The 26,105-nt window shown below is 65.4% G+C and carries 26 protein-coding genes; 22 read left to right on the forward strand and 4 right to left on the reverse strand.

Annotated elements, in window-relative coordinates:
* Positions 1–15 precede the first annotated feature (15 nt).
* On the forward strand, positions 16–591 hold the full coding sequence (locus N2K99_RS18905; RefSeq protein ID WP_227934779.1) for a hypothetical protein: 576 nt from the start codon (positions 16–18) through the stop codon (positions 589–591).
* 120 nt (positions 592–711) lie between these two features.
* Positions 712–1,305: a hypothetical protein gene (locus N2K99_RS18910; protein ID WP_227934780.1), complete on the forward strand. Its 594-nt coding sequence runs from the start codon at positions 712–714 to the stop codon at positions 1,303–1,305.
* 68 nt (positions 1,306–1,373) lie between these two features.
* Here the strand turns inward: N2K99_RS18910 and N2K99_RS18915 are convergent, their stop codons facing one another.
* The 3 genes from N2K99_RS18915 to N2K99_RS18925 all read right to left on the reverse strand — a co-directional run bounded on the left by N2K99_RS18915 (position 1,374) and on the right by N2K99_RS18925 (position 2,904).
* Complete coding sequence (locus N2K99_RS18915) at positions 1,374–2,213, reverse strand: hypothetical protein (RefSeq protein WP_227934781.1); 840 nt, start codon at positions 2,211–2,213, stop codon at positions 1,374–1,376.
* A 90-nt stretch (positions 2,214–2,303) separates the two neighbouring features.
* The gene (locus N2K99_RS18920; protein ID WP_227934782.1) at positions 2,304–2,462 is read right to left on the reverse strand and encodes a hypothetical protein; all 159 of its coding nucleotides are present in this window, start codon (positions 2,460–2,462) and stop codon (positions 2,304–2,306) included.
* Between the two features lie 67 nt (positions 2,463–2,529).
* Positions 2,530–2,904: a hypothetical protein gene (locus N2K99_RS18925; RefSeq protein WP_227934783.1), complete on the reverse strand. Its 375-nt coding sequence runs from the start codon at positions 2,902–2,904 to the stop codon at positions 2,530–2,532.
* Between the two features lie 195 nt (positions 2,905–3,099).
* Here N2K99_RS18925 and N2K99_RS18930 point away from each other — a divergent pair, with 195 nt between their 5' ends.
* The 20 genes from N2K99_RS18930 (at position 3,100) to N2K99_RS19025 (ending at position 24,306) form a co-directional block, all read left to right on the forward strand.
* On the forward strand, positions 3,100–3,888 hold the full coding sequence (locus N2K99_RS18930) for a hypothetical protein (RefSeq protein ID WP_227934784.1): 789 nt from the start codon (positions 3,100–3,102) through the stop codon (positions 3,886–3,888).
* Between the two features lie 223 nt (positions 3,889–4,111).
* The gene (locus N2K99_RS18935) at positions 4,112–4,444 is read left to right on the forward strand and encodes a hypothetical protein (RefSeq protein WP_227934785.1); all 333 of its coding nucleotides are present in this window, start codon (positions 4,112–4,114) and stop codon (positions 4,442–4,444) included.
* 111 nt (positions 4,445–4,555) lie between these two features.
* Entirely contained in the window at positions 4,556–5,038 is a 483-nt protein-coding gene (locus tag N2K99_RS18940; protein WP_227934786.1) for a type II toxin-antitoxin system antitoxin SocA domain-containing protein, read from the forward strand.
* Positions 5,035–5,394: a hypothetical protein gene (locus N2K99_RS18945; protein ID WP_227934787.1), complete on the forward strand. Its 360-nt coding sequence runs from the start codon at positions 5,035–5,037 to the stop codon at positions 5,392–5,394. Before N2K99_RS18940 ends, N2K99_RS18945 begins: the two co-directional genes overlap by 4 nt.
* Before the next feature lie 1,637 nt (positions 5,395–7,031).
* On the forward strand, positions 7,032–9,491 hold the full coding sequence (locus N2K99_RS18950) for a type IV secretory system conjugative DNA transfer family protein (RefSeq protein ID WP_227934788.1): 2,460 nt from the start codon (positions 7,032–7,034) through the stop codon (positions 9,489–9,491).
* A complete protein-coding gene (locus tag N2K99_RS18955; RefSeq protein WP_227934789.1) occupies positions 9,485–11,086 on the forward strand; it encodes a hypothetical protein in 1,602 nt (533 codons plus the stop codon). The genes N2K99_RS18950 and N2K99_RS18955 overlap by 7 nt, the downstream gene beginning before the upstream one ends.
* 58 nt (positions 11,087–11,144) lie before the next feature.
* Positions 11,145–11,297: a hypothetical protein gene (locus N2K99_RS18960; RefSeq protein WP_227934790.1), complete on the forward strand. Its 153-nt coding sequence runs from the start codon at positions 11,145–11,147 to the stop codon at positions 11,295–11,297.
* Positions 11,298–11,302: 5 nt separating this feature from the next.
* On the forward strand, positions 11,303–11,890 hold the full coding sequence (locus N2K99_RS18965) for a nuclease-related domain-containing protein (RefSeq protein WP_227934791.1): 588 nt from the start codon (positions 11,303–11,305) through the stop codon (positions 11,888–11,890).
* Between the two features lie 236 nt (positions 11,891–12,126).
* Positions 12,127–16,689, forward strand: a complete 4,563-nt coding sequence (locus N2K99_RS18970; protein WP_227934792.1) for an FtsK/SpoIIIE domain-containing protein — start codon at positions 12,127–12,129, stop codon at positions 16,687–16,689.
* A gap of 59 nt (positions 16,690–16,748) precedes the next feature.
* Positions 16,749–17,606, forward strand: a complete 858-nt coding sequence (locus N2K99_RS18975; protein WP_227934793.1) for a metal-dependent hydrolase — start codon at positions 16,749–16,751, stop codon at positions 17,604–17,606.
* Between the two features lie 35 nt (positions 17,607–17,641).
* On the forward strand, positions 17,642–18,139 hold the full coding sequence (locus N2K99_RS18980; RefSeq protein ID WP_227934794.1) for a hypothetical protein: 498 nt from the start codon (positions 17,642–17,644) through the stop codon (positions 18,137–18,139).
* A 4-nt stretch (positions 18,140–18,143) separates the two neighbouring features.
* Entirely contained in the window at positions 18,144–18,731 is a 588-nt protein-coding gene (locus tag N2K99_RS18985) for a 5' nucleotidase, NT5C type (RefSeq protein ID WP_227934795.1), read from the forward strand.
* Between the two features lie 571 nt (positions 18,732–19,302).
* Positions 19,303–20,175 (forward strand): hypothetical protein, encoded by an 873-nt coding sequence (locus tag N2K99_RS18990; RefSeq protein ID WP_227934796.1) that lies wholly within the window; start codon positions 19,303–19,305, stop codon positions 20,173–20,175.
* On the forward strand, positions 20,175–20,585 hold the full coding sequence (locus tag N2K99_RS18995) for a hypothetical protein (protein WP_227934797.1): 411 nt from the start codon (positions 20,175–20,177) through the stop codon (positions 20,583–20,585). The genes N2K99_RS18990 and N2K99_RS18995 overlap by 1 nt, the downstream gene beginning before the upstream one ends.
* Before the next feature lie 92 nt (positions 20,586–20,677).
* Positions 20,678–20,923, forward strand: a complete 246-nt coding sequence (locus N2K99_RS19000; protein ID WP_227934798.1) for a hypothetical protein — start codon at positions 20,678–20,680, stop codon at positions 20,921–20,923.
* A gap of 71 nt (positions 20,924–20,994) precedes the next feature.
* Positions 20,995–21,357, forward strand: coding sequence for a hypothetical protein (locus N2K99_RS19005; RefSeq protein WP_227934799.1), 363 nt, complete (start codon positions 20,995–20,997; stop codon positions 21,355–21,357).
* 83 nt (positions 21,358–21,440) lie between these two features.
* On the forward strand, positions 21,441–21,803 hold the full coding sequence (locus tag N2K99_RS19010) for a hypothetical protein (RefSeq protein WP_227934800.1): 363 nt from the start codon (positions 21,441–21,443) through the stop codon (positions 21,801–21,803).
* Between the two features lie 95 nt (positions 21,804–21,898).
* Complete coding sequence (locus tag N2K99_RS19015; RefSeq protein WP_227934801.1) at positions 21,899–22,270, forward strand: hypothetical protein; 372 nt, start codon at positions 21,899–21,901, stop codon at positions 22,268–22,270.
* Positions 22,271–22,313: 43 nt separating this feature from the next.
* On the forward strand, positions 22,314–23,183 hold the full coding sequence (locus N2K99_RS19020; protein WP_227934802.1) for a hypothetical protein: 870 nt from the start codon (positions 22,314–22,316) through the stop codon (positions 23,181–23,183).
* Between the two features lie 73 nt (positions 23,184–23,256).
* Positions 23,257–24,306, forward strand: a complete 1,050-nt coding sequence (locus tag N2K99_RS19025) for a hypothetical protein (RefSeq protein WP_227934803.1) — start codon at positions 23,257–23,259, stop codon at positions 24,304–24,306.
* 59 nt (positions 24,307–24,365) lie between these two features.
* Here N2K99_RS19025 and N2K99_RS19030 read toward each other — a convergent pair whose 3' ends face one another.
* The gene (locus N2K99_RS19030; RefSeq protein ID WP_227934804.1) at positions 24,366–25,205 is read right to left on the reverse strand and encodes a metallophosphoesterase; all 840 of its coding nucleotides are present in this window, start codon (positions 25,203–25,205) and stop codon (positions 24,366–24,368) included.
* Positions 25,206–26,105 lie beyond the last annotated feature (900 nt).

The following is a 26,105-nucleotide window of genomic DNA, read 5'->3' on the forward strand; positions in this document are numbered from 1 at the left end:
CGAAGAAGGATGGACATGGAACAGAAAACCCCCGGCACCGCAGCGGAGCCGATGCCCTTCGGTGCCCCCGTCACGGAGATCGACGTCCCTTCGGGGAAACTGATCGTGGCCGACAACCTGGGCAGGGTGGCGCACTTCAGCATCGACCCGCCGATGTCGATCAACACCGCGTCCGGTACCGACGCGTGGGCACAGCTGCTCGCACGGCAGGCAAACACCGCCTACGCCTACGTCGGCAACTCCTGCCCTTCCGTCATCCGCACGGCTGACGGTGCCCTTGAAGTCATCAACTTCGAATGGGACGAGGAAACCGACACCCGGAAGATCAACGAGGGCGAAGAGAAGGTCGCCTGGATCTGCACGGACCTGTGGGCGACCATGGCCACCGACTACCAGCACTGGCTCGATCACGGCGGTCCCGACATTGCGGTGGCCAACGAACCGTATTCGCTGCAGGTCTTCACGGTCATCGACGTGGCACCGGGACGGTACCGCTGGATTGCGTACTCGCACCTGGACTCCTTCGACATGGATGCAGAAGGCCGCATCACGTACGCCCGTCTTGAGCGCATCGAGCCCGGGCAGGACTGAGCCGCCGGGCTGAATCCGAAGCCCCGGCTGGTCGGCTGAAACGTCGGCCGGCCGGGGCGGGTACACCCCTTGTTGCACACTGACATGACCGGACGCTACCTTTCGACGATGGGATCCAGAATGGGCGCAAAGAAACTGCTGGCCGTCTTCTCGACCGCGTCGACGGCTTTCGGCCTCGCAGGTGTCCTCGCTGTGGCTGCCGCCCCGGCGGAGCCCCCGCGCAACGCCGGTTACGACCTGCTCATTGATTCGGGCACTCCCCTGCCGGACACCCTGCAGAACCGGCAGCTCCTCATCAACGGCGTTCTGGCTGCAACAACAACCGGAGACGAGAAGGAGGGGCAGCGACTGCCGCCGGCGGTCACCGGAGTCATTGAGGATCTGGCTGCACCGGCAACCGACTTCACCTGCGCCCGGGAAGCATTGGCCGGGTACCTGCAGCAGGAGGCGGAGGAACGCAAGAACACCGAACTCCTCAGTTCCATGATCGGTGCCGCCGGCCTGGATAACGAGTCGCGCGCCGAGGACGCTGCCCGCAGCTTCGCACTGACCGGAACCGTCGACTGGCAGGAGCTCTCCAGCGTCCAGGCCACCATGGCCGGCGTCTACCTCGAAGGGTTCTCAGAGCTCATCGGTGCTGTCGACAGGAACGGCCAGCTTGAACGCCTCGGGCAGCTACGGAACACAACCCTCATCTGCAGCAGCCCCGTCTAACGCCCGGCTCCGGACATGGAAAGGCCCCCGCCTGAATTGGCGGGGGCCTCTTCTGTTCCTGCGGGCGGTCAGCCGCGCCTGCTCCGGAGCGCCGCCCAGGTCAGACCTTCAATCTCCAGATCGTCAACCAGCTCGCGGGCGATATGCGCCGCCTCATCCAGCGGGTAGCGGGGCCGGGAGGGGACGTCCTTGCCCCAGCCGCCGGGCCCCCAGTGCTTGCCGAGCCAGCCGATGTCCCACAGCTCCGGACCGCGCCAGGTGAGCTTGATCGAGTAGGCGTCCAGGTCCCGCTCTCCCGGCACGGCGCCGGCCGGAAGGATCGTGAACTCGGTGGCCAGGGGAAGGAGGTCTTCGCATCCGCGGGGAACAAACCTCGGCGGGTTCGGTGAAGGCAGGCCGGTGATCTCTGCTTCGGTGAGCACCTGCGGCGCCCCGGCCAGGACTGCCTCGTGGACGTAGACGAAGTACGGACTTTCGGCCAGGGGCTTCTCTCCGGCAACAACGATGCAGTCCCACCCCAAGTCCGCCCGGCAGACGGGTACCACAATGAGGTCGTCCACACGGAGGACAGCACCCTGGACCGTTTTCTTTTCGGTGCTGTGCGCGGCTTTGCCGCGGGCCGGAGTCGCCTGCAGCTGCCCGTCGGTGATCAGGCGTCCGCCGTTGAACAGGACGGTGTCTTCGACCGGAATCATCGGGAAGCGGTTGAGGCCGGCGACCACGATGCAGGACCAGGATCCAGCCAGCTGCTCAACGGGGACCACGACGACGCCGGTGCCCGGAACACGGATCAGGTGCCCGCGGACATCCTCTTCACGGGGCAGACTGCGCACACGCTGCTTCCTGGCCAGCTTGTGCAGTGCTTTCGCCGGGCCGTACTTCACTTCTCGTCTGTAACTGTTGGTCATGACCTCTATGTGTGCGGAGGGATACCTGCCGCTTCCCGGACACAGGAAGGCCCCCGCCCAATCAGGACGGGGGCCGTTGCGCTGCCCGGTTCAGGCGGCGGCGTGCAACTCTTCGAAATCAGCACGGCGGGCAACCTCGACATCAGCTGCCCGGTCGGCGCGGTCCCGGCCGGCGGCAAGGTACGCGTTCACGGGAAGGATGATGCCCAGTGCGGAGAACCAGGCGAGGACGATGATGATGGCGGTCATGGGGACCCCTTTCGTTGTCACCTGACCTGTGTGCGGCTGCCGGCCCCGGCGTCGCGGTTTTCCGGAATTATTTTTCCGAAGCGCTGCGCCGGGCTTCCCGCTCCCGGCGGTCCTCGATCCATGTCCTGCCGTTGATCGTGATGTTGTTGACCTCGCGCAGTGCGATGGCTTCAGCCTCCTGGATCGTGAAGCGGTGCGCGATGAGGTACTCCTCGTCCCGCTCCGGGGAGCCCGGTTCGTAACCCCAACCCTCCGGTCCCCAGCAATAGCCCAACCACAGTACGGCCCAGGATCCGGGACCGCGCCACGCAACACGGATTGAGAAGAGGGTCAGGTCGGTTTCCCCGGGCACGGCGCTGTCGGGAAGGTACGTGAATTCGGTGGCACGGCGGACGGATACGGCATCGTCGTGGACGAAGGCCTCGACAGGGTTTGCGGTCATGGTTCCCATGTGTGCGGACACCCTGTTTGCTCTCGCGATGCCGTCGCCCACAGGTGGATTTTCCCGCCGGCCGGGTGGTGAGAGACGCATGCCTTGCCGCACACATGAGGGATAGAGGATGCAGACCATGGACGGAGCACCCTGACGAACCGGCCCCCCACCGGCATGAAACACACCGAAGCTCCAAAGGAACACATGCTCCCTGTAATTCCCGCAGCCCAGCTCAAGAACCTGGACTCCGGCGCACTTGCCCTTTCCATCATCGGAACCACGAAGGCAATCAGCCCTTCCGGCGCCGACAGGATTGTCGATGCCCTCGGCGTGGCGACCTACCTGCACCGCAACCAGACCCGCGCCAACCGCGGAGGAATGCCGCGCGCCCCGTACAGCGAACACCCGCTGCGCAACGCGCTGCGTGCCCTGCGCATGGGCGTCACCGATCTGGACATCATCGCGGCGATCATCCTGCACGACACCATCGAGGACTGCGCCGTCTCCATCCTCACCGACTACCTGGGCATGGACACCTCCGTCCTGGACGAGTCCCAGATCCGCGACCGTGCCTACGACTGGATGAAGGCCACCTTCGGCACCAACACCACCCGCATGGTCGAGGCCGTCAGCAACCCGCTGAACAGCGGCCCCCGGCAGCCTCGTGCGGTATCGAACCTGCGGTATGTCAGCCACGTCCATGACGCCATCCACGGCGACGCCGACGTGTTCATCGTGAAGTTCGTGGACTTCGTGGACAACGCGGTCGGCCTGCACCACAACGTGGCCGGTATCGGCGCCGGAGTCAACGACGCCATGGCCGAGCGCCTGGCTGCGAAATACTTCCCGCTCATCCACATCTTCGAAGCCGAACTGGCCGCCAGCTACGGGGAAATCATGACCCGCGTGAGCGCTGAAGGCCTGGAAGCAATGGTGGCCCACCTTGCCGCCGCGAAGGAAACACTGCCGGGCCTGATGGACCTGGCCGCATAACACCGCATCGACATCTGCCGGGCTCCGGCCGACGACCCGCAAGTAACAGAGTCACAGACTCACAGAGTTACAGAGCGGCGAACCGGACCGGGCCCGGCAGGTGGTCTTATGCACCCTCCCCCACCCCGTGTCCGAGGACACGCCCGGGTATCTGCGCTTCTCCTGCCGCGGCCGCACACAGGTCGTTGCCAGCGCATCTGCCTTCGTCGAAATGAGAACCACCATGAAAGTAATCGCCCTGCCCGTTACCGAGGAGCGCGTCCGCGAAGTCCGGACAGCACTGGAACTTGCCGACAACGCACTGAATGAATTGCTTCACCGCGCCGTCGTCGAATCGCGTGCCTCCCGCACCCGTCTGACAGCTTCACCCGCCGGCCGGCTCCATGCCCGCGCGGCGGCTGCCTATCTCGAAGCCGTCGCCATCGTCCTGGACAAGCCGGGCGTGGACCTCGAGCTGGCCGCCATGCTGGACGCCGGAGAGTTCGGAATCCGCAGGCTCGCCGCAGTCGCGCGCGACTGGTGCCCCGAAGATCCGGACGAACCCAAGGCAGCCTGACCATCACCACCCCAGCTCCCCGGCCACCGGCCGGGGAGCTTTTTCTTTCCCCGGTGAGCGCGCCCTCCGCCTCCGCACACATAGTGACCGTCACCCACGAAACGGATCAGCATGCCCTTCCCCTCCATCCTCATCGCGAACAACATCCTGCAGCTCGCCTTCCGCGACGACAGGCACGTCTGCCCGCCGAAGCTGAACCGCATCCTCTGGTTCACGGCCTGCGAGTATGCCAAGACCGGCCGCGGCCCACTGCTGCCCGAACAGTTCGAGCCATGGTCCCGGGGACCGGTTGCCAGGAGCGTGCACGGGAAGTTCGGAGTCTTCGGCGCCGCACCGATCAACGTGTACGGGAAGGATGCCGCGGGCAAGGCGCACGTCGTTGATCTCTCCCGGAACAGTGAGCTCTCGGCTGTGATCTCCGAGGTGTGGGAGAAGACCTCCGTCTACACCCCGAATGTCCTCTCCGATGTCGCGACGTGGCCCGGCTCGGCATGGTGGAACGCCACAGCCAACAAGGACCGGTACATCACCGCCGACGCGCTGGCCGCCGACACGTCCTACGTGAAGATGCTCGACCTGCCGGCATCCCGGTGAGCAGCGACCCCGGGCCTGCACGCCACCCGGCCGCAGCCCGGCTCAGCCATGCCCTGGTCACACCCGCCGGCACCGCGCTCCGTGAAGCAGCTGGTGCCGTGGCAGGAATCGGCGGCGGAGCCTTCATCATCAGCGTCATGCACGATCCGGCCATACAGATCATCACCGTCCTGCCGATCATGCTGGGCGCCTCGTCGCTCGTCGAATGCTCCCGCACCGTGCACTCAATCCGGCGCGCCCGCCGATCCGCCGCGACCGAAGCTGAAGGCGCCCGTGAAGCCGACGTCGTCCTCCTTCCGTGCGCCGACAGTGCATCCGATACCGAAGCCGACACCGGCACCCGCACCGCCGCCTGAACCGGATCCGCCCCGTGTGCCCCGAGCGCGCGCACCGGAGCTCCGTCTCCGCGGCCGGTAGGCCCGGGCCCGGCTGCCGGAGTGAAGCCGTCCTGCTGCGCGGCGGCCCGAAGGGACGTCGTGTGGATCTGCCGGGGCCGGCGGTAGCCGCGAAACGGTGAGCCGGGCTGGTTGGAGGGCATATAAAGAAGGTCGGGCCTGGCGGCCCTCCCCCTCCGCTAACCTTTTCGGATACCAGCTCGGGTTTCGTTTTGGTGCCTGGCGTTTTGAAAGCCTTTCCGATTCGCTGCCTTCGCTTGCGCTCGGCCGTCCGCGCTGCGCGCGTACGTGCGGCTTCGCCGCGCGTAGCGTCGGCGTGCAGCTGCCCGGTACGGGCGCTGCATCGCTGCGCTCTGCAGCTGCACGGGGACCGGTTCGGGACACGTTGCGGGCTGCAGGTCGGGGACCTGGCGCGGAGCGCCGGTCCGCGGCTCGTCCGCGACCCGTCTTGGTTTCCGTCGCTGCGCTCCGTTCATCCAAGCCTTCGGCCGCTGCGCGGGCAGATGGCGTGGCCTCATCCTGGGCAGGATGGGTCTGGATGGTTTTTGGGCGGAAAAGCGAAAGGGGCTGCGCCCCGGTTGCGGGGGTCAAGACGTTTGCTTTCTGCTGAACGTTTTGGTGGCCGCTGCGCGGGGCGGTGTGTGCCCGGAGTGTTTGCGTCTTGGTGGCGGACGGGTGGGCGGTTGTAGGGGCTTCGCCCCGGTTGGCCATGGGTTCTGTCGTTCTTGATGGTGGACGTCGTGGTGTCTTGATGGTGGCCGTGACGGTGCCGGGCGTGACGTTTGGCTTCATGGTCGGCGGGATGCTTTTCGAATTGTTTGCGTGACCGTGATGCTTGGCGGGACGTTGAACGGAGTGAAGATCTTTCCGGTCTGCGTGAACCATCATGAAGGGCTCTGCGCCGGGCAGTCCGATGGCGTTAAGACAACCGGACGTGAACAGGGCGGGAAGCATTGAGCTCACGGAGACCCGACCACCAAAACCGGAACCCCCTTCACCGGCCGAAGGCCTTCCTCCCAACCACACACTCACCGGACCAACCCACACACATGAGCGGCACCCCACCGGGGCGAAGCCCCTACCACCACCCGTGAGAGTGACACCAACAACCATGAGCCAGGTGGCAACCAACCGCCGGCCGCAGGCCTCATCGACCAAGTACCTCTACGCGGGGTGATGGAAGGGTGCCGACGCAGTTGATGACACGCAGTGGCAGCAACGGGACCACCCGTCCGAAGGACATTGAAGGCCCGCTGCAGGCGTGACCGGAGGTGGGGATGAGGGAGTCCGGGTGCAACGGAGTCAGGGATTTCAGCAGGATTGGGAAGGTCAGATCCATCAAGGGACCGCACACAAGCCGAATAGAAGCCATGGCCGTGGCCGGACAGGAAGGAATGAGGGCAGGGTGCAGTTCCGTAGACGCACACAAACCGAATGACTTACTCCATCTCCAGAGTAGGGAAGCCGTTGCGGGGTTCGCTGGCCGAACATCGGGGATTTCCGCCCGGCACCACGTTTTAAACCAGTCTCACCGCCCGCAAATCCCGGGAGTACGAACGAAATCCCGCAATGGGGCAAAACTACGCATGTCCCCTGGCATGGACCAGAGAATCTTCAGGCTCGCTCGCGCCGGCGGCATCGACACAAACCCCACAACCTTCACGCAGAGGGCCGGAACCTTCGCCTCCGCGGCGACGAACGCCGGATCCGCAACGCTGCTCACCCGCCGCGAGAAGACCGGGCTCCATGGCTACCTGATCCTTCCGGCCCGCGCCGTCAACTCCAACGCCGCACTTCACCTCGCGCAGACCGTCGGTGCACGCGCTGAAGAGGTCGAACTGCCTGCCGATCTGGGCGACACCCCGGCCATCGGAGAGCTCAGCTACCACCACTCCCCGGCGCTGCGCGAAACACAGAACGGCATCGACCCCACCGAGCTTCCCCGGCTGCTGGCCACTGCCATGCCCGAGGGCACCTGGATCGCTGTCACGATGCGCAAGCCCACCAACAAGGAACGCCGCCGCCACTCCCTTTGGCTCGCACACCGGATGGGCACTGCGGTGCCGACCCACCACTCAACATCGCCGAACGCCATCATCATTACGATCACCGCGGGCGGGGAATCCAAAGATGTCGTCAGTTCGCTGCTCTCCCAGGTGACCGCAGGGCTTCCCGGCTTCGACCTTGACTCGGTGGTCCGCACTCCCCACCGCTTCCACAGTGCAGCCCTCGGGCTTCCGGCCGGCGCCGTCCTGGGCGGCGGAGCATCCATCGGCGGGCCCATGCTTCCCGATGGACTGGCCGAAATGATCGACGGTTCGCTGCCGGGCATCCTTGCTGTCGGCGGCGTCATGGCAGCCACCGGTGTCGCCGCACTGGCAGGACTCATCAAGTCACCGGAGCGCCGGCTCCGCGATGCACTCTCAGCTGCAGTCTTCCCCGCACCTCCCGCACTGCACCGCCGGCCGAAGCCGCCGCGCAAGGAAGCCGTCATCAAGGGCCACACGAAGGTCGGCGGCGAGAAGGTCCCGTTCGAGAAGCATGTCTCCGCCTCCGACGGTGATTACCCGCTGACGCCGAAGACATTCATGGTCGGGCCCAACGTGGTTGTCGGCATGGTTTCCCCTCACGCCGGCGCCGTCTCCGGTGTCGCCGCAACCAAAGCGCGCTCCACTCCTCCGGCCATGCTCGCCAACATCGGGCCGATGCTCGGCACCAACGATGACGGATCTGCCCACCTGTCCGCGGCCGCGATGCTCTTCGGTGTCGCCATCGTCGGCAAACCCGGCTCCGGCAAGTCCCTGTCGGTGCGCGCACTCTTCGGCTGGCATTGCCTGGAACGCGTCCGCCCTTCCGGCCGCCCCGGCTACCCTGGCCGGAACAACACGCTCATCGCTTTCGAGTCCAAGGGCGACGGCGTGGCCAAGTATGTGCAGTGGGCCCACGCCATGGGCGACAAGACCCTGGTCATCGACGCCGCCGATCCTGCCACCCCTGCCATCGACATTTTCTCCGTACCCGGGGACATCACCTCCAAAGCACACTTCTTCACCAACGCCATGCGTTACGCCTTCGGCGAGCAGTCCATCGGTGAACGCTCCTACGAAACGCTCGTCTCCGTCCTCACCGGCGGAATTGCAGTAACCGACGAGGTACTGGAGTTCATGGATGACCGCGACGAACGACTGATCCCGTCCGGTCAGTCACCGATCTTCTACGCCCACCTGCTCCTGGGCGGGGTCACCGACCGCCTTGGCGTGGACCTGTGGAACGGCATCAACGGCCTGGCCAAGCAGCAGCGTGAACGTGACACTCCCAACGCCGAACTCGACCTGGCAGTCGCCGAGCTCGCCAAGCTGTACGACGGCAAGACGGAGTCTGCCCGCGGCAGGCTCCAGGAGGCACCCCGCAACAAGATCAGCCAGCTGCTGGCACTGGAATCCTGGTGGTCCCCGGCCCGCCGGAAGGTAACCTGGGCGCAGATCCTGGAAGGCCACCGCTCGGTCGTCATCAACACCGGTTCCTCCACCACGGGCGTGCTCCTGGAGGATTCCCAGACACAGCAGCTGTCCTCGATGCTGATGTTCTCGCTGCAGAACGCACTCAAGCGCCACTGCTCCGGCTGGCTGGAACAGGGCCGGTCCGTGTCCATCTTTGCCGACGAGCTTTCCCTCCTGGCCGGCACGAGCCCCGAGATCATCGGATGGATCCGCGACCAGGGCCGCTCCTACGGCATCCGTGCCATCCTGGCCACCCAGCGGCCGGAGCAGCTCGGCGCCGCCCTGCGCAACAACTTCCTCACGTACTCGACCCTGATCTCCTTCGCCCAGACCGACGTCACCACCGCGACCGAGGTTGCCGCGAACGTTGGCAGCAACGGCGAATGGTCCACCGAGGACATCCAGCACCTGGAGCCCTACCATGTCGTCGTCCGTTCCGAGGTCGACCAGCGCAGGCAGTCCGCCTTCATCGTGAAGCTGCCCAACTTCGAAGCCGACATGGACAGCTACGCCGCCGCCCAGGGTTACGGCCAGGCCAACGGGGCACAGCTGTGGTAGCCGGAGCCGCGCGGGAGCGCCGTGAGATCGCCGGCTTCGAACCTGAAGGCTGGCTCATCCCCTCCTCCCGCACGGAGGAAGACGACGCCCTGTCCATGTTCAACCGCACCGACCCGTACTGGGACCGGCTCTGGGCTCCGGGCTCCCAGGCCGTGTGGACATCGCGGCACAGCGGACCCGACGACGAACCGCTCGTTTCCTTCGGCACCCGCGAGAACAAACGCCTGCTCATGAGCCGGGACGAAGCCATGGACATCCTCGTTTCCAACCGCGGCCGCGCCGAACGCCTCGCTGCCTGGGGTGTGCTCGATTCGTGGCGGACCGTCTCGGCCGAGCAGCTGGCGGTGCTCACCGGATCCACGTTCTTCCTGGACCCGAACTACTCCCAGATCGTTGCCTCCTTCGCTGCCGAGCTGCTCGACGTCGGGTCCTTCGCGCTGCGCAACGGCACCCTTCCCGGCCGCGGCCAGACAGCCCTGTACCGTCCGCGCACCGGGGACGCGTTCGAGAAGGAGCTGAAGAAGACCCTCACCTACCCCGAATGGGTTTCGGTCACCGGCGGCTACGCCTGGTCCTCGGGCGGACAGTTCGACCGGCACAACCTGCTGGCCACCGAGCTGGCGATCCGCGCCGCCGAATACCTGCCCGGTGTCGGAACCGTCATGGGCGAAAAGTTCTCCTCCATCGAGCTGCTGGCCGGCCTCAGTGCCCAGGAGCGAAAGATCAACAAGGACCGCCTGGAGAAAGCCAAGGCGAAGGGCCCTGAAGCATACGAGGCCGAACTCGAGCGTCAGCGCCCGGGACGGCTCGACAACCGCCGAGGAGACGGGACCATTGTGCGCAGCGACGGACTGCGGATCGTGTACGAGGTTACGGCCACATCCTCGGCATCCTTTGAGTCCAAGGTCCGCCGCTGGGCCCAGACCATCGACAAGCGGCCGCTGGAAACCTCCGGTCTCGCCGTCGTCTTCATCGCCGCACCACACCCGGACCGCGACCGGCATGCAAGTGCGGATCCGATCCACAACATCTACAAGGTGATCGCCAAGGTCCTCAAGGAGTTCCCCGGTACGGGAGCCGATTCCCCGGCAGCCAGGATCGGCGTCGCCCACTGGCAGGACTGGTTCCCGGCCCGCGGCCAGATCAGTGACGGGTTCCTCGATCTGCAGGCGGACTTCGCTCTGGGCCCGGCGTCGGCGCGCTGGGTGCCCCGGCGCATGATGAGCACGGACGACTACGCGTTCAAGCCCTTCACGGACACATTCGATCCGACGGCACTGATCGACAACGCGCGCCTGCTCGCGGCCACTCCGCACTGGCTGCGCACGGGCGACCACACGGATCTGATCGGCACACCGCTGGCCCGGGCGAAGAAAACCAAAGCAGACATTCCCAAGCCGTACCCGGCCCGACCGAACAGGACCCGAGGACGCACCCTGGGTGCCAACGTGGGCGCCGTAAAGGGTGAGACGACACTCCCGGACCGTTTGCGGATCCGGGGCCGCGACATCGCCGCTGAGCGGGTCTACCTGGAGCGCAAGAAGGACCGCGCCCAGGCGCGCCGGAGTGCAGGCAGCCTGCCCGACTGGGCGTAGCCGGCACGCGCCGGCCGCCGTACCGCCCGGGGGCGATTGCCTACGCATGTCCCCGGGCATGAGCGAACGTAATTTCAAGGAACGCGTCAAGAGCGACCGCGACAAGGACAAGCAGGCAATCGAAGACTGGATGGCCGGATCCGGCAGCAAGGTCTTCGGCGGGGTCATCATCCTCGTCGGAGTCTGGTTCATCATCAACCTCTTCCTGTAGGCACCGTGAACGGAATCTATGGAAGGGCCGCCACGGGTCTGGCCGACACCAGCTGGGCCGTGAACGAGTCGGTGGCCAGGATGGGCACCAAGGGCGAACAGCTCTCGGAGAAGGTGCTCAACACCTTCAGCTCCCGGGCCGCCGTCATGCACGACCTGCGCGTGCCCATCCCCGGCTTCAAGGCCAACATCGACCACGTCATCGTCTCGGGCAGCCGCGTGCTGATCCTGGACTCCAAAATGTGGAAGCCCGGCTTCTACTGGACCCTGGCCGGCGTGAACCGCCGCGGACGAGAGAAGGTCCCGCACACCGGCAAGGACCAGACCTGGATCACCAAGGCCGTCGAAAGCCACCTGCGCGGAACCGGCGCTGAAGTCCTCACGGTCCGGCTGGTCATCTGGCCCTCCCGCACCGGCGAAAAGGTAAGCACCTGGCTGCTGAAGGTACCAGGAGCCATCCTCATCACCGGTGACGCACTGGCCAGAACCGTGCGCTCCTTCATCGGCCGCCGGCCGGCAGATGACCGGATCGTTGCCCGCCTCGCAGAACTGATTGTCACCCCCGCAGCAGGACCCGGTTCCGCACGCCGCTGACCGCCGCAGCATCAACACCGACGAAGGCCGCCGAAGAGATCCGGGCACAGGATCCACGGCGGCCTTCCCTGTCTTGCCTACGCATGTCCAAGGGCATGAAGCACCCATCTTTCCGCCGGGCACTGCCGTGCCGCAGCGCATCCGAAAGCACGGGGACACCGCCGGAGTAAAAGCTCCGCCGTCCATTGCCGACCGGGCCGCGCAGGCCGAAGAACATCACCAGGAGGAGTCCGCTTATGGCGGCACGCAGAAACCAGGCACCAGCAAAGCCGATCACCGGTATGGCCCTACTTGCAGGAACAGCCCTCGCAGGCTTCGGAATCTACTCCGGCTACCCGGGCCTGGCTGCCGTGTGGGCGGCACTGATCGTCAACGCCTGGATGTACCCGCCGGCCATGTTCACCGGCAAGAAGGATGTGCGCGGCTACCCCACCCCGGGATCCCCGGGCGAGACCGCGGCCATGAACAAGTACCGGTTCTGGGAAGACCTGAAGTTCAAGCTCGTCCTGCCCGGCATGGACTGGCTGCCGGGAAAGAAGCCGCTGCTTTCCTTCATCGCCGCAGTGTGGACCGGCGCGGCGGCGTACTTCCTCCTCCCCGTGGCCAACCCGTACACCGGGGACTGGGGCCAGTGGGTGAACGCTGCAGCCGGCTTCATCATCGTTGCCCAGCTGACCGCATCCCGGCGCCGCACCATGGTGGCCGATGACGAGAACCCCGGTGCACGCATCGACTCCCTCATCGCCCTCGCCAAGACGAAGACCCCCGCCGTCATCGGCTTCGGTATCGGCGGACTCATCCTGGGAGCGGTTGCCGGCACGGTGCTGAGCGTTTTCCTCCCCGTCCTCACTGAAGCCGCCGGCCTGCCCGGCGTGCCCGAACCCGCCATCTGGATCCTGGCCCTGACCGGCGGACCACTGGCACTGCTGGCCAAGCCGTGGATCACCCTTGCACTGGAACACTGGCGCGTCGTCGTGGCTGCCCGTGAAGAATGGCGCCCGCGCTGGGCGATGCTCAAGCAGGATCCCGAACCCCGCCTGATCGACCGCCGTGAAGTCGGCACGGCCATCGTCGACACCTTCGACGCCCCGGCATCGGTCGGCGCAATGGCGTACTGGTCCATGGAGCCGAAGATCTCCCCGACCGTCGGCACCGGATCGAAGATGGCCATCATCGCCGTGCCGAACGTCGACTCCAACAACCAGCCGATGCCCGGCACCACCCACCCGGTCCGCTTCGACATTGTGCGCTGGCCCTCGGACCAGATCCCCGACATCACCGACCCCGAGACGCCGAAGGATGTCGTCACCGAGCTCGCCCGCTGCGCCATCGTGTGGATGGCCGACAAGCAGGGCTTCGCGCGGCCCATCCTGGATGACGTCCACCTCCTGACCATCCCGCCGGCACCGGCCGCCGAACCCGCGAAGACCGACCCGAACGAAGACCCGACCGCCGCACCCGAACCCGCGGCACCTCCCGCGCCTGCCGGACGCAACGCCTGGGCCGTGACATGGCTGCTGCCCATGGGCCCGCCTCCCAGCTACATCCGCGCACAGGGCCTGAACGACTTCGGTGCGGCATTCAACGCGCCCGTGCTCGTGGACCACCGCGCCCTCGGCGGCGCCGGCGCCCTGTATGTGGGCCCGCTCTTTGACGACGCCACTAAATGGGATCCGGGCTCCGGCCTGAACAAGACCTCCATGGAAAAGCTTGCCGAAGAAGACAAGTGGGACAACCGGTGGATCGAAGTCATGAAGCAGGGCAGCAACCCTCCGGTCATGCAGTACGAGACCAAGTCCAAAGCCCAGCTGCCCACCGGACAGACCATCCACCACATGGCGTTCGTAACCCGGCAGGGCATGCCGCCTGCAGAGTTCCGTGCCTTCGAACCCAAGCTGGCAACCGTCCTGGACGCCGCACCGTTCGTCGCAATGACAGGCTTCCCCGGATCGCGCAGGGGTGAACGCCACGCCCAGGCATTCTCCGTCTACTGGTCCAGCGAGACCGTCCCCCTCCGCCCCGATGACCTGAAGCCCGCCGGCGGCCCGCGCCGCGGCCGTGCATCCACCGACGCCCAGAAATGGGTACTGGCCGGACGGGTCAACGAAGCGTTCAAGGTCGCACGCCTGGCCGAGCGCCCCGAAGTCGATACGGTCACCTGCCTGACCGAAGCCGGATCCGCAAAGCACATCTGGAAGATCGACCTCTTCCTGCACGGCGGCGTCACCCTCAGTGAGCTGCGTGGCCAGGCGAACAAGATCCGCCAGCACTGGGGATCCGAATGGCTGCGCATCTCCGTAGGCAAGGACGGCATGGTCTCCATCGTCGCCGGCGCCCGCCCCGGCAATCCCAAGGTCATCCTGGCGAACAAGGCCTACGAATCAATGCTCGCCAAGCTCGACTGGGACCAGACCTTCCTCGACTCGGGTGTCTCCGGCATCGGCGGCCTGCTGCCCGTGTTCACCGACAAGACGCAGCTGCCCAAGAATGACGCCGTTTCCGTCATCGACTTTGACCTCACCGGCACGGGCCTGGACTTCACGAACTTCACCGCCGCCCGGCCGAAGCTCGAGTCCAACTCCGGCAACGCATACGTGGAGCCGCGAAGGATCAAGGACAAGCCCAACGCGGTGCGCCTGATGGTCTGCGAAGTGAACCCCATGCCGGATAAGGCCGACTACGACTGGGAACACATCGAGATCTCCAAGTACATCCCCTTCGCCACCGGCATTGAAGGCGAGCCGGTCGAATATAACTTCAAGGTCGACCCCCACCTGCTGATCGCCGGTGCCTCCGGCGGCGGCAAGTCCGTGCTGCTGCAGTCACTGGCCTTCGGCGCCCTGGTGCGCGGTTACGAGCTGTATGTCGCCGACCCGACCAAGGGCGGTGCCGACTTCAAGTTCGCCGAGCCGTATTCCAAGGCGTTCACGGACAGCCCGTTCACCGCTGCAGCCATGATGCGCGGCATCTACGCGGAGGTCGTGCGCCGCAAGAACCTGAACAAGACCAACGGCGTCGGCAATTACCGGGACCTTCCCGAGGACGTCCGTCCGAAGCACATCGTCATCCTTCTCGACGAGTTCACCTCCCTCATGGGCCAGGACCCGGTGCCGGCACCGAGCGATGACCCGGAGATGGACGCCGAACGCGAGATGGTCCTGGCCACCAACCGGGCCAAGACCGAGGTGGGCGTCTACACGGGCAAGATCGCCCGCGAAGCACGCTCCGCCGGCGTCACCCTGTTCCTGGCCACCCAGAAGCTCTCGGCCAAGATGCTCGACACCATCCCCGGCGCCGGTGACCTGAAGGTGAACCTCTCCCGCCTGCTGCTGGGCAAGGCCACCTACGGCGACAAGCAGTCCGCTCTGCGCGCACCGCAGGATGCACCCGACCTCGGAGATGCCATCCCGCCGGGCCGCGGCCTGTTCGAAACGACCGCCGGTGCTGCCATGGCCATCCAGGCCTGGTACAACCCGGCCGAGCAGAAGATCCTCGCCCAGAAGCTCATCGGGCTCGTAGAGGAACTGACCGAGGACCAGAAGCTGGACCTGGCTCCGTTCATGCCGAAGATGCCTGAAGCGTTCGGGGAAGTCATGCCCGAGCCGGCGGCCGACAAGATCGTGGACCTGGGCGAAATCGAAATCGGCCTCGACGATCTGGACTGGTCCGACATGGACTTCTCCCTCGAAGGCGACGGCGAAGACGAGGCCGGGAGTCTGCAGGACGCTTCCGGCCAGCCGGACGAAGTGCTGGAACCCGATGCCGTTTTCATCCCGCCGGTGATCGAGGACGAGGAAGCGGCAATGCTGCTGGACATCGACGGCGCCCTGGCACCGACGACCCACACCGGTGCCATGATCCGCATCGACGTCCCCTTCCGCGGCGCCATCGCCTACCGGCCCGAAATCATGGCCCGCACCGCTTCCATTCCGGCACGGCAGGTCTGGCTGAGCTCCTGGGTCCAGGACGCCCCCAAGCACCTGGGCCACCTGCTGCCGCGCGCCGTTGAAGCACTGGAGTCCGGATCCGACGACACCGGGTGGTGGAAGATCGACGCCGCCCTGGCCTGGATCGCAGCGAACCCGCTGGTCCGCCGGATCGTCTGGCTTGACGATGAACTCTCCCAGGAGGACTTCGTGCTGGGCATCCCGTACCGGGACATCGCCGCAGACGCCTTCCGGGAAGCGGGAGTCGAAGCGATGCTCTACGTCCCGGATCCGGACGAAGGTCTCACCCTGGCCATGCTCGACGAGGCTGAAGCATTCCTGGCCGGCACCGCTGCAGCACCGGCGGAGGCAGTGGTTCCGATGGAGATCGAGGCACCGGCGGAGACCGGGATGCCTGAAGAGACCACACCGGCCGCAGAGCCCGCGGCATCCCCGGAGGAGGAAGAAGATCCGGCCGGGGACGACGACTGGGACTTCGACGCCGACAGGGCCAAGGCGGCTGCCGCACCTGAAACGGACGACACGGAGTACATCTTCGAGGAGCCCGGGCCGGTTGCAGTGCCGGAAGCACCGGCACCTGAAGCGGACGACACCGAGGACGACCCGTTCGGACCGGCACCTGTCCGGGCATCCGTAACGGCCGACTGGGACTTCGACGAACCAGCGGTGAAGTCCGCCCCGGCACGTTCCGCCGACGCCGGCGACGACGACCCGTTCGACATCCCCGCCGCGCGCGCACCTCGGGCCCCGCGTGCCGCCGCCGCTGATGACGATGACCCGTTCGCCGTGTCTTCCCCCGCCCCCCGCCGGACCCACGCGGCACCTGCTGCGCACGAAGACCCCTTCGCCTGATCCCGTCGCCGGCGGCCTGACCCGGGCCGCCGGCACCCCCTTTTGAAAGGACCACTCCCATGATGGGATCCCACCACGCAGCCTGCGGCGCAGCCGCCTGGGTTGCAATCACCACGCAGTTCCATGTCGACATCTCGCTGCTGACCGAAAAGCTGGGCTGGGGGTCCCACGGCTTCGACATCGGAATGGGCCTGCTGGACATCAGCCCCGTCGGCGTCATCACCGGCGCCCTCGTCACGGCCGGCGCCGCCCTGCTCCCTGACGCGGACCACCACAACGCCACCATCGCCCACTCCCTGCCACCGCTCTCCAACGCCATGTGCGCCGCCGTCGGGAAGGTATCCGGCGGCCACCGGCACGGCACCCACTCGATCATCGGCATCATCGTCTTCGTTGCCGTGGCCTGGGTGGCCGGTCTCTGGACCATCGAAACAGACTGGTTCGGCACCATCTTCCCCGGCGCCGGCATCCTCTCGGTGCTGCTGGTCAGCTTCGCTGCCAAGGCCCTGAAGATCATCCCCGACCGGATGCGTAAATCCCCATGGGCGGTGGGACTCACCGTCGGGCTCTTCATTGCCCTGTTCGCACCCGAGGAGCAGTTCTGGTTCCCGCTGTCCATGGGCGTCGGCGTCATCGTCCACATCCTCGGCGACATGATGACCACCGGCGGCTGCAACCTGGCCTGGCCGTTCACGATCAAACCTCCGAAAGCCTGGCAGAACATCCCGGTCCTGAAGGACTGCTGGAAGAAGAACGGCTACCTCGCCGTGCCGGTGCTCGGCAACGCCGGATCCTCCCGCGAGTGGCTGCTGCTGATTCCGATCGGCCTCTACGCCGTGATCGGTGTCGGCGCCACCATGGTCGGGATGGGCAGGGACGGGCTGAGCAGCCTCGTCGCCGCGGCAGGCCTGGGCTGATGAGAAGTCCCGCCCTTGCCGCACACATAGGGGGTATGGAGAACAACACCGCACCTGACTTTGACGAAGCCTTCGAAAAGGACCACGGACCCGCACTGACCCGTGAACTGCTCTCCCTCCCCAAGCCCGGCGCACGGGAGCTTATCGCTCATGCGGCACCGGCCCATGCACTCCGCGAGTCCTACCCCGAATACTGGGACGGCAAAGCCCCGGCCACCCGCGCCGAAGCCAACGCCGTCGTAGAGGCAGCCTTCCCGTTCCTCACCCCGTCCCGCCGCGGGCACCTCGCCACACTCATCCGCTTCGCCGTCCACACGGAAATGAAGCACTGGGACAACCCCGAGTTCGTCCTGAGCCCCGACCACGACTACGAACTGCTGGTCTCAGCGTCCGACTACGTCGACGAAACGGAATTCACCGAGGACGGCCAGGACAGGAACCAGTCGCTCTGGGAGGAACTGGCCGACACCGCCGCCTTCCACGCAGCAGCCGAGAACGCTGCTGCCGCCCGTTCCGTCCGCATGGCAGCGTAGGCCGATGGCCGGGGGAACCTTTGACCGAAGCGCCACCGTCCTGGTCGATATGGACGAGGTGCTCGCCTACTACCTTGAGGCACTCGACGACGCCCTCGTTCTCAACGACCCGGAGTATCCCCTGGTCCCCTACGGCCACCGCGACCGCTATAACCAGCTCGGCGGTCCGGGCTTCAACCTGGACTCCCTGGCCGCCGGTATGAACACTCCGGGCCTGTTCCGCCACCTTCGTCCCGTCGAGGGGGCAGTGGATGCCCTGCACGAAATGGCCAATGAAGGTCTGAACATCCTGATCGTCACTACGCCCACCTTCGAGAACCGCACCTGTGCCCAGGACAAGTTCGAATGGGTGGATGAGCACCTCGGCCGCGAATGGGTACAGCGCACGATCATCGCCTACGACAAGACCGCAGTTTCCGGAGCCGTCCTTATCGACGACAAACCGGAGATCACCGGATCCATGGCACCCTCCTGGCAGCACCTTCTCTTCACGCGGCCGTACAACGCCTACGTCGAGGGGGTTCCGAGGATGGGCAGCTGGGAGAACTGGAGGCAGTGCGTGCTTCCTCTCCTGGATGCCGGACGCGTCTGAAACCATCACGCCGGGGCCGTCTCCTTCACCGGGGCGGCCCTTTTTCGTACCCGCATCCGCCGTAGGGGGGGGTAGGAGAGCACCGTTTCGTTGCGCCCTTAGTGCCGCGGCGACGTGTTTTGGGGTGAAAACGGCCCGAAACAGCCCCCTGAAGGGGTCCTGCCAACCGTCCGGCGACCGAAAACAACCGATAAACCGACCCATAACGAGGTGCCGGTACCCCGTTTTGCCGCGTGATTCCGGGGTTTCTCGAAATTCTGCCGACTAAACCAACCTTGCCGACAGGAGGGGGAGGCCTCCATAAGAGAGAAAGGGTTATATAGGAATCTGCTGCGAAGGAACATACATAGGGCCCCCTTATATATATATCTCTCTTAATAGGTTGGTTAAGTTGGTTCTATATAGGGGCCCCCTCTTTTGCCCCTAGATTCCGCGGATTTTTTCACCGACTCTTTGGTCGGCACCCGGTTGGTTCCGGTTGGCGGGCCGGTCGGCAGCCTCTTTCACCCCCGATCAGGGCCGGAGAGCAGCGGACCTGTCCCCAAGTGCGGGCAGCCGCACACAGATGGGCATGACTACCCACATCAACCGCCAGCCCGAGGGCATCCCCGCCGGCGGACAGTTCGCCACCACCATCCGCTCCGAAGCAGCCGGCGTCACCCTCGCCGACTCCACTGACCGCCCCATCGTCCTCACACAGGGTGAAGACGAGATGTACCCGGAACTCGCAGAAGAGTCCGTCATGGACCGGCTCACCGTCAGCCGCGACGACGAAGACCCGGACAAGTACTTCGTCCACGCCGAACGCGAAGTGAACTTCCATGCCCTGGTCGAACGCGAACAGCCGGACCTCACCGAGGAAGAACGCGAAGCATGGCTGAACCGCCACCAGCTGGTCATCGAGGACTTCATGACCGAACGCTACGAGGCAGAGACTCACGGAGACGACTGGAGCTCCATCACCGCCGAATGCTCCGCCGTCATCCGCGACGCCAACCCGACCGAAGGCAAGGTCTCCGACGCCGCCTGGAACGAGACAAAGATCGTCAACCTGGCCAACGAGGAGGATCCCGGAACGTTCGGCTCCGAGAACCTCTCACGCCTGCTGCACGAGCGGGTGGAAGCAACCGCCAGCGTCGGTGACTTCTGGGCCGCCAAGCGCAAGGCCGACAGCATGGACCCGGTCACCGTTGACGGCATCACCGAACTGCGCTTCGGCGAACGGGAACTCCCGGACGATGCAGCCCTCGCCATCGCCTACGACATGGGCATGAGCGGGCCCTACCCGACCATGGCCAAGCTGGCCCGCACCGGGTTCGCCGACAAGGAAGAGCTGCGCAACGATCTCCGCAAGATCTACGAGCGTGACCAGCACAGCCCGAAGGCCTCCCGGCGCGCGAACATGATGTTCACCTGGATTGAGCAGGGCGGGGACAACAACTGATGTTCCGCCCCCGCGTCCAGGCCGGGGTCACCGCCGGCGGCCAGTTCGCATCCCGCGGCCGGCAGGAGTCTCCCGTCTCGCTTTCAGACCGGCGCAGCGAGAACGCCCTGTTCCACAACATGACCCGCGGAACGATGGAGCTCTCCCAGCAGAGGCCCCTGGCCCGCAGCGCCGTCCGGAAGGCAATCGGGGACGGTTCTGCAGCACGGATGCTCGGCCGCAACGGCGCCGGCGACATCGCCGTCATCGAAGCGGCAGTCCGGCAGGACCGGAAGCTGGATGCAGCCGTGGACGCTCTCGTTGAACAGGAACGGAAGCACCCCGGGCGCATCCCTTCCAACGCGCTCGGCTACCACCTGTGCAGGCAGCTGCTGCAGGCAGAACGAAACCCGCAGCGCCTGGCATCCTGACCCCCCTCCCCCGAAAGCCCGCCGGACCCCTCCCGGCGGGCCTTCCCGCTCCCGTGGGGAGATTCCCGCCCCTGTCCGCACACATAGGGGCTATGACCGCCAAGACAGTGCAGACAACCGACGACACCCTCATGAACGAGCAGACGGACCTGGCCCGGAGCCTTGGTATCGAGCACAGCTCCGCCACCTACATTGCCCGGACCCTGGATCTTGTGGACGAATCCGAATTCGGCGACCAGGTCGATGTCCTCGCCACCGCCTACGGGCTGGAGGCAGCTGACGTCCAGTCCATCAGCCGCCTCTTCGGCCGCCGCTCCCCTGCCAGGGCCGCAGCCTGACCTACACACTCCGAAGCACCGCAGACCTGAAGAAGGACTGCGGTGCTTCCCCGTTCAGGAAAGGACGAGCAATGGCAGAAGCCAGGCAGGGCAGTGCGGAGGAGATGGTCCTCGCCGCCGTCGACGCCGTCGCGTCCGGGGACGGGCGGCAGATGGAAGCCGCCGTCATGCAGCTGGAGGAGACCAGATCCGCCGTCGTCCTCACTGAGCTCTTCATTCTGATCCGGGGATACCTTGACTGCCCAGACCGGGATGAACTCCTCCGGGCAGCGCAGATGCCGGCCTCATGGGATGCTCCGTCAGCAGTAGGGGCGATCAGCAGATACGACATCCAGGGAACCGCCGACGCCCTCGAATCCGACAGGGCCTCGAAGCTGCTCGCATCGCTGCTCAAGCTGGCCGCCGTCCTGAAGGAAGCCCGCGCCGGGCTTTAGCCGGAAAGCTCGTTCCCGTTTTTGCGCCGCCGGGCACTTCTGTATGTGCCCGGACAGCCCGGGCGCTGAGGAGAGGAGCAGCCATGGCTGCAGCAAAACAGACCGAGATCCAGAAACGAACCACCAAGGCGGTGGACACTTTCAAATCCAACAAGCCGCTGAAGGTCATGCGGGCCATGCTCGGGCTGGGCAGGCTGGACCCGGCGGATGTCACCCAGGAGCTTCTCGTCCAGTGCAATGCCCTCCTGGAAGGCGTGGACTATGAAGCGTTCATCCGGGAAACCGACATCCCCAAGGAATGGGACGCAGCCGCTGTCCTGGAAGCAACCCTCCGCCGGGACACGACCGGGCTTACGGACGCCTTCAAGGTGGAGGGGGTATTCAACCTCAACAGCATGCTCATCGTGCTCGCATCTGAACTGAAGGAATACCGAGCCAAGCTGTAGCCGGCCAGTTCCTTCCCAAACCTTTCCTGTTTTTTGCGCAGCCGGCCCCTTCTGTATGTGCCCGGACAACCTGGGCACCAGCGATAGGAGCCGTCGTGGCAGCAGCGAAACAGGACAAGACCCGGGAACAGGTCACCAAGGCGATCGACGCCGTCGTAGCCAGGAAGGCCGTACGGTCGCTCATCGCGATCAATGCCCTGGCAAAGCACAATCCCAATACCGTCCTTGCGGAACTGAGCATCCAGGTCGATGAAATCATCGACGGCGCCGACCGGGACGCCCTCCTCGCTGCGGCGGATCTGCCCGATGCCTGGGAGGACCCGGTCAAGGTCCTGGACGCCGTCAATGCCAACGACCACGCAGAAATGTTCGAGGCCTTCAACATCGAGCCCGGGCACCCCGCAACCCTGTACTCATCACTGTTCACCCTGGCAGCAGCCCTGAAGACGGCCCGGGCGAAGCTCTGACCTGCAGGCTTCCACTTCCGCGGCCGGCCGCACACAGAGGGGTATGACACTTCCCACCAGGCCCATCGCCCGCCAGCCCGAAGGCACGCCCGCCGGCGGCCAGTTCGCCACGTCCGCAAGGTCCGAGGCCGCAGGGGTTTCCCTCTCAGCGGCACCGACCAGCCTGCCTTCGGTTTACGACGGCATGGAAACGCCGTTCGGCCCGGCCCGGGTCCTCGAGCCCGACGCCGGCGAAGCCGTCTTCTTCACGACCGAAGGCAGCAACGCCGTCTGCATCCGGCTGCCTGAAGAGCAGAACGAGCTGGTCCGCGGTCCGAAACACCGGATGGACGGCTTCTACAACCTCTCCGACCCGGAAACCGCTGCAGCAGTCTGCATGGGGGAACCCTCCGCCATCGAAGGCTACGAACTCGCACTGGCCGACGCCACGCTGCAGGTCGCCGGCGAAATGAAGGACAGGACCCGTGCCACGCAGCTGCTCACCGAACGGCGCACCATGGCACGGGAGCGGACCGAGGCAATCCAGCGCGAACTGGAAGCAGCGCGCAACTACGAAAAGACCTGGGCAGCTTCCAATGCCGCCCTGACCGTCGCCAAGCGGATGCCGGACGCCACGGACGTCGACTACTACACGGACATGCTGGGCAAGGTGCAGTCCCTGCGGATCAACCGCGGCCAGGAGGTCCTGACCGAGGTTGGACTCAACTCCCGCGGGACCTACTCCCGCAAGGGCGGCGAAATCAGGGGTCTGACCGCAGCCGTCCAGGCCGCACAGACCCTCAATGACGTCTACTCCAGCCAGATGCAGAACCAGGGCGCCGAGGTGGTGCGCAACCGCGGGAACGGCGTCACGCACGTCCGTTTCGGGATCCGGGATGCCATCACCGAGGCTGCAGCAAGGATGACGGACTAGCTGACGCAGCGGGGGTGTGAATTCCGGCCACTCCCCCGCTGCTGTTTCCGGCCGTTGCCGCACACAGGCAGGCATGACACTCCCACGTAACCCAAACCGTCAGCCCCAAGGGGTTCCAACCGGCGGCCAGTTCGCCACATCTACCCACGGCGAGCCCCAGGTCAACATCACCGCGGCCCGAGGCCAGCACGGAGCCGCCGAGATCAAAGAGGCCACGTCCATACTCAAGCAGCGCCGTGAAAATGCCTGGCCCGAGGCCGCCGCACGCTTCGACGAAGAAGAGGGCGCATGGGCTGCATCCAACGCCGCGGTAGCGGTGCGGGAAATGTATGAGGACGCAGCAGTCATCGAATACGACGTAGACAGCGACGGACGGATTGTTGAACTGGACGTTCTCGATAAGAACGGCCACACCATCGGGACAACCTGGCGGACCGAACTCAGGAGGAGCAGTTCCAGGGAGTGGCTTGATGACCGGGTGAGCTCCCATCTTGACGGCAGGAACCTGAAAGATATGGCGACTCAGGGCGCCGGGATCACGGACAAGGTCTTCACGACCATGCCTGACCTCGCGCCGGGCAAGACGGTCCGCCTCGAGCTCGACGACGTAATCATGAACGCACACAACGTCCACACCGGCGGTAACCCGGCCTCCGGTCCGTTCAAGATCCAGGCAGCTTCGCAGGACCTGCAGCTCAGGCGCACCGATGCCTTCAACGACGCCAAGAAGCGCCATGTCCGGGACGAGCAGGAGTGGGCAGCCTCGCGTGCAGCGCTTAGCGCCAGGGAAATCTACCCTGAAGCCGATGAGATCGAATACGACGCCACGAGCGAAGGCAGGATTACCGAGCTGGCCGTCATGCGCGGCGGCGAGCCCATCGGTGTCATTGCGCTCGACGCGGACGCCAGCAGCGCCCGCAAACTGCGCGATAAGTCCGATTCGCTGCGGGGGCCGGTGCTTTTCACCCTCCAGGACGCGGGTCTTGAATCGGTGGAGGGTCAGGGTGCCGAGATCCAGGACGATCTCTACGTCACCGAGGACGCTGGGGAACGCGGGAAAACCGTGCGGTTCAAGCTCGACGACGTCATCGTGAAGGCTGCGGACCGGGTCCGGGAGCAGTAGCCGGACCCGAACAAGCGAAGAGGCGGTGCAGCTAAGCTGTACCGCCTCTTCTTTGTGTCCTACGGCCTCTTGGGGAACCGCGGAGGTATCTCCACGTCGCTGACGCCAAGGGTGGCAGTGTCCAGGGCAACGGTGTTCCCCTCCCCGCCGTCCATGTGCAGCACGTGGACCTCCGTCCGGGTAAACGGCAGCTGCTGGGTCCTTCGCTGGTGCCAGTGTCCGGAGAAGACCAGGGCCGGGTCGGTGTTCCGGACGGCGTCCCGGAGCAGCAGACGGCTGACGTAGGCCTCGCGCTCGATGGCCTCAGGCAGATCGAACATCGTCTGCAGGTCGACGCCGGCCGGCACATCATGGGTCAGGAGCACATCGACCGGCTCATGCCCGAGAGCTGCGACGTCGTCCGCGGTCACCACTTCCTCGGGCCACCAGTCCTCGCCGATGGTCAGCCGCTGCTTGTTGATCGAGAAGGCGCCGCCCAGTCCTGCGAAGCGCACTCCCCCGAGGGTGAACCGGTGCCCGCGCGGAATGTACTTCAGGCGGTTGCTGACGATGCCGAAGCCGTCGCTGTCCCTGGGCAGGGCCCGAAGGCGGGGGTGGTTGTCGTGGTTTCCGTCGATGAAGAGCATCTGCATGGACAGCTGCTCCAGCGTGTCTGCCAGCCCTACGGTGAAGGTGTCGTGCCATTCGGCGCCGGGAATCATCTCGCTGTCTTCATCCGACAGGGGGCCGTCCATCGCCGGCGGCCACAGAATCCGAAGGTCCCCTACATGCAGGACCGTGTCGATTCCTGCGCCGTGAAGGCGGTGCAGTGCGTGCTTCATCCATGCGGTGTTGCCGTGCCAGTCCCCCGCTATGCCGATGCTGGCCGGTGGTGCTGGAAGCTCGTTGTTGTTCTCCATGCACACTATGTGTGCGGCAAAGCCCTGTTCCCCCTGCGGCGCTGTACGCCTTTCTAAGGGCTTATGTCCTCCAGAACGGACGGGAGCCCCAAAATTACGGAGAAGGGCTTCCACAGCCTTGTTACGGCCCGGAAATGACCGGCTGCGTTCCTGCCTGCCGATAAGGATGCACCCGCAGCGCGACTTTCCCTGTACGACTAACAGAGTTCCAGACTTACGGACTAACAGAGTGTTGAACTAACAGAGTTACAGAGTGCCGAGCGTTGAGACTTGACCTGGGCCTGCAGGACTAACAGAGTCCCAGAGTTCCAGGCAGGGCCACTCCCCTGGCAGCCGAAATACGGGCCGCCCGGAAATCCCGGCTACCGACCAACCGGACCCCCTGGAACATCACCCCACGAACAGAGTCGCAGAGGCTGCAGTGGGCACTAACAGACTCCCGGACTAACAGACTGCCAGAGTCTGGCAGTAACGGACTTCCCGGCACTCAAAGTGATCCCCTTCCCCATCGACCAGGGAGTGCGGGGGTGGCAACGAGTCCTGGCAAGCGTTTCAGAGGCCAGGCACAGTGCACCACGGGCAACAGCCATGTCGCAGGGCAACTAACAGACTTGCGGACTAACAGACTTCCAGAGTCCGGCACTGACAGACCTCCGGACTACCAGAGTTTGGAGATCACAGACTTCCGGACTTACAGACTTCCGAGCTACCGGAGTAACAGAGTCGGCGACTAACAGACTTCCAGAGTCCGGCACTGACAGAGTTTGGAGATCACAGACTTCCGGACTTACAGACTTCCGAGCTACCGGAGTAACAGAGTCGGCGACTAACAGACTTCCGAACTCCCAGAGTCCGGCACTACCAGAGTTCGGAACTAACAGACTTCCAGAGTCACGTACC

The organism is Arthrobacter sp. zg-Y1110 (assembly GCF_025244865.1).
Lineage (GTDB): Bacteria > Actinomycetota > Actinomycetes > Actinomycetales > Micrococcaceae > Arthrobacter_B.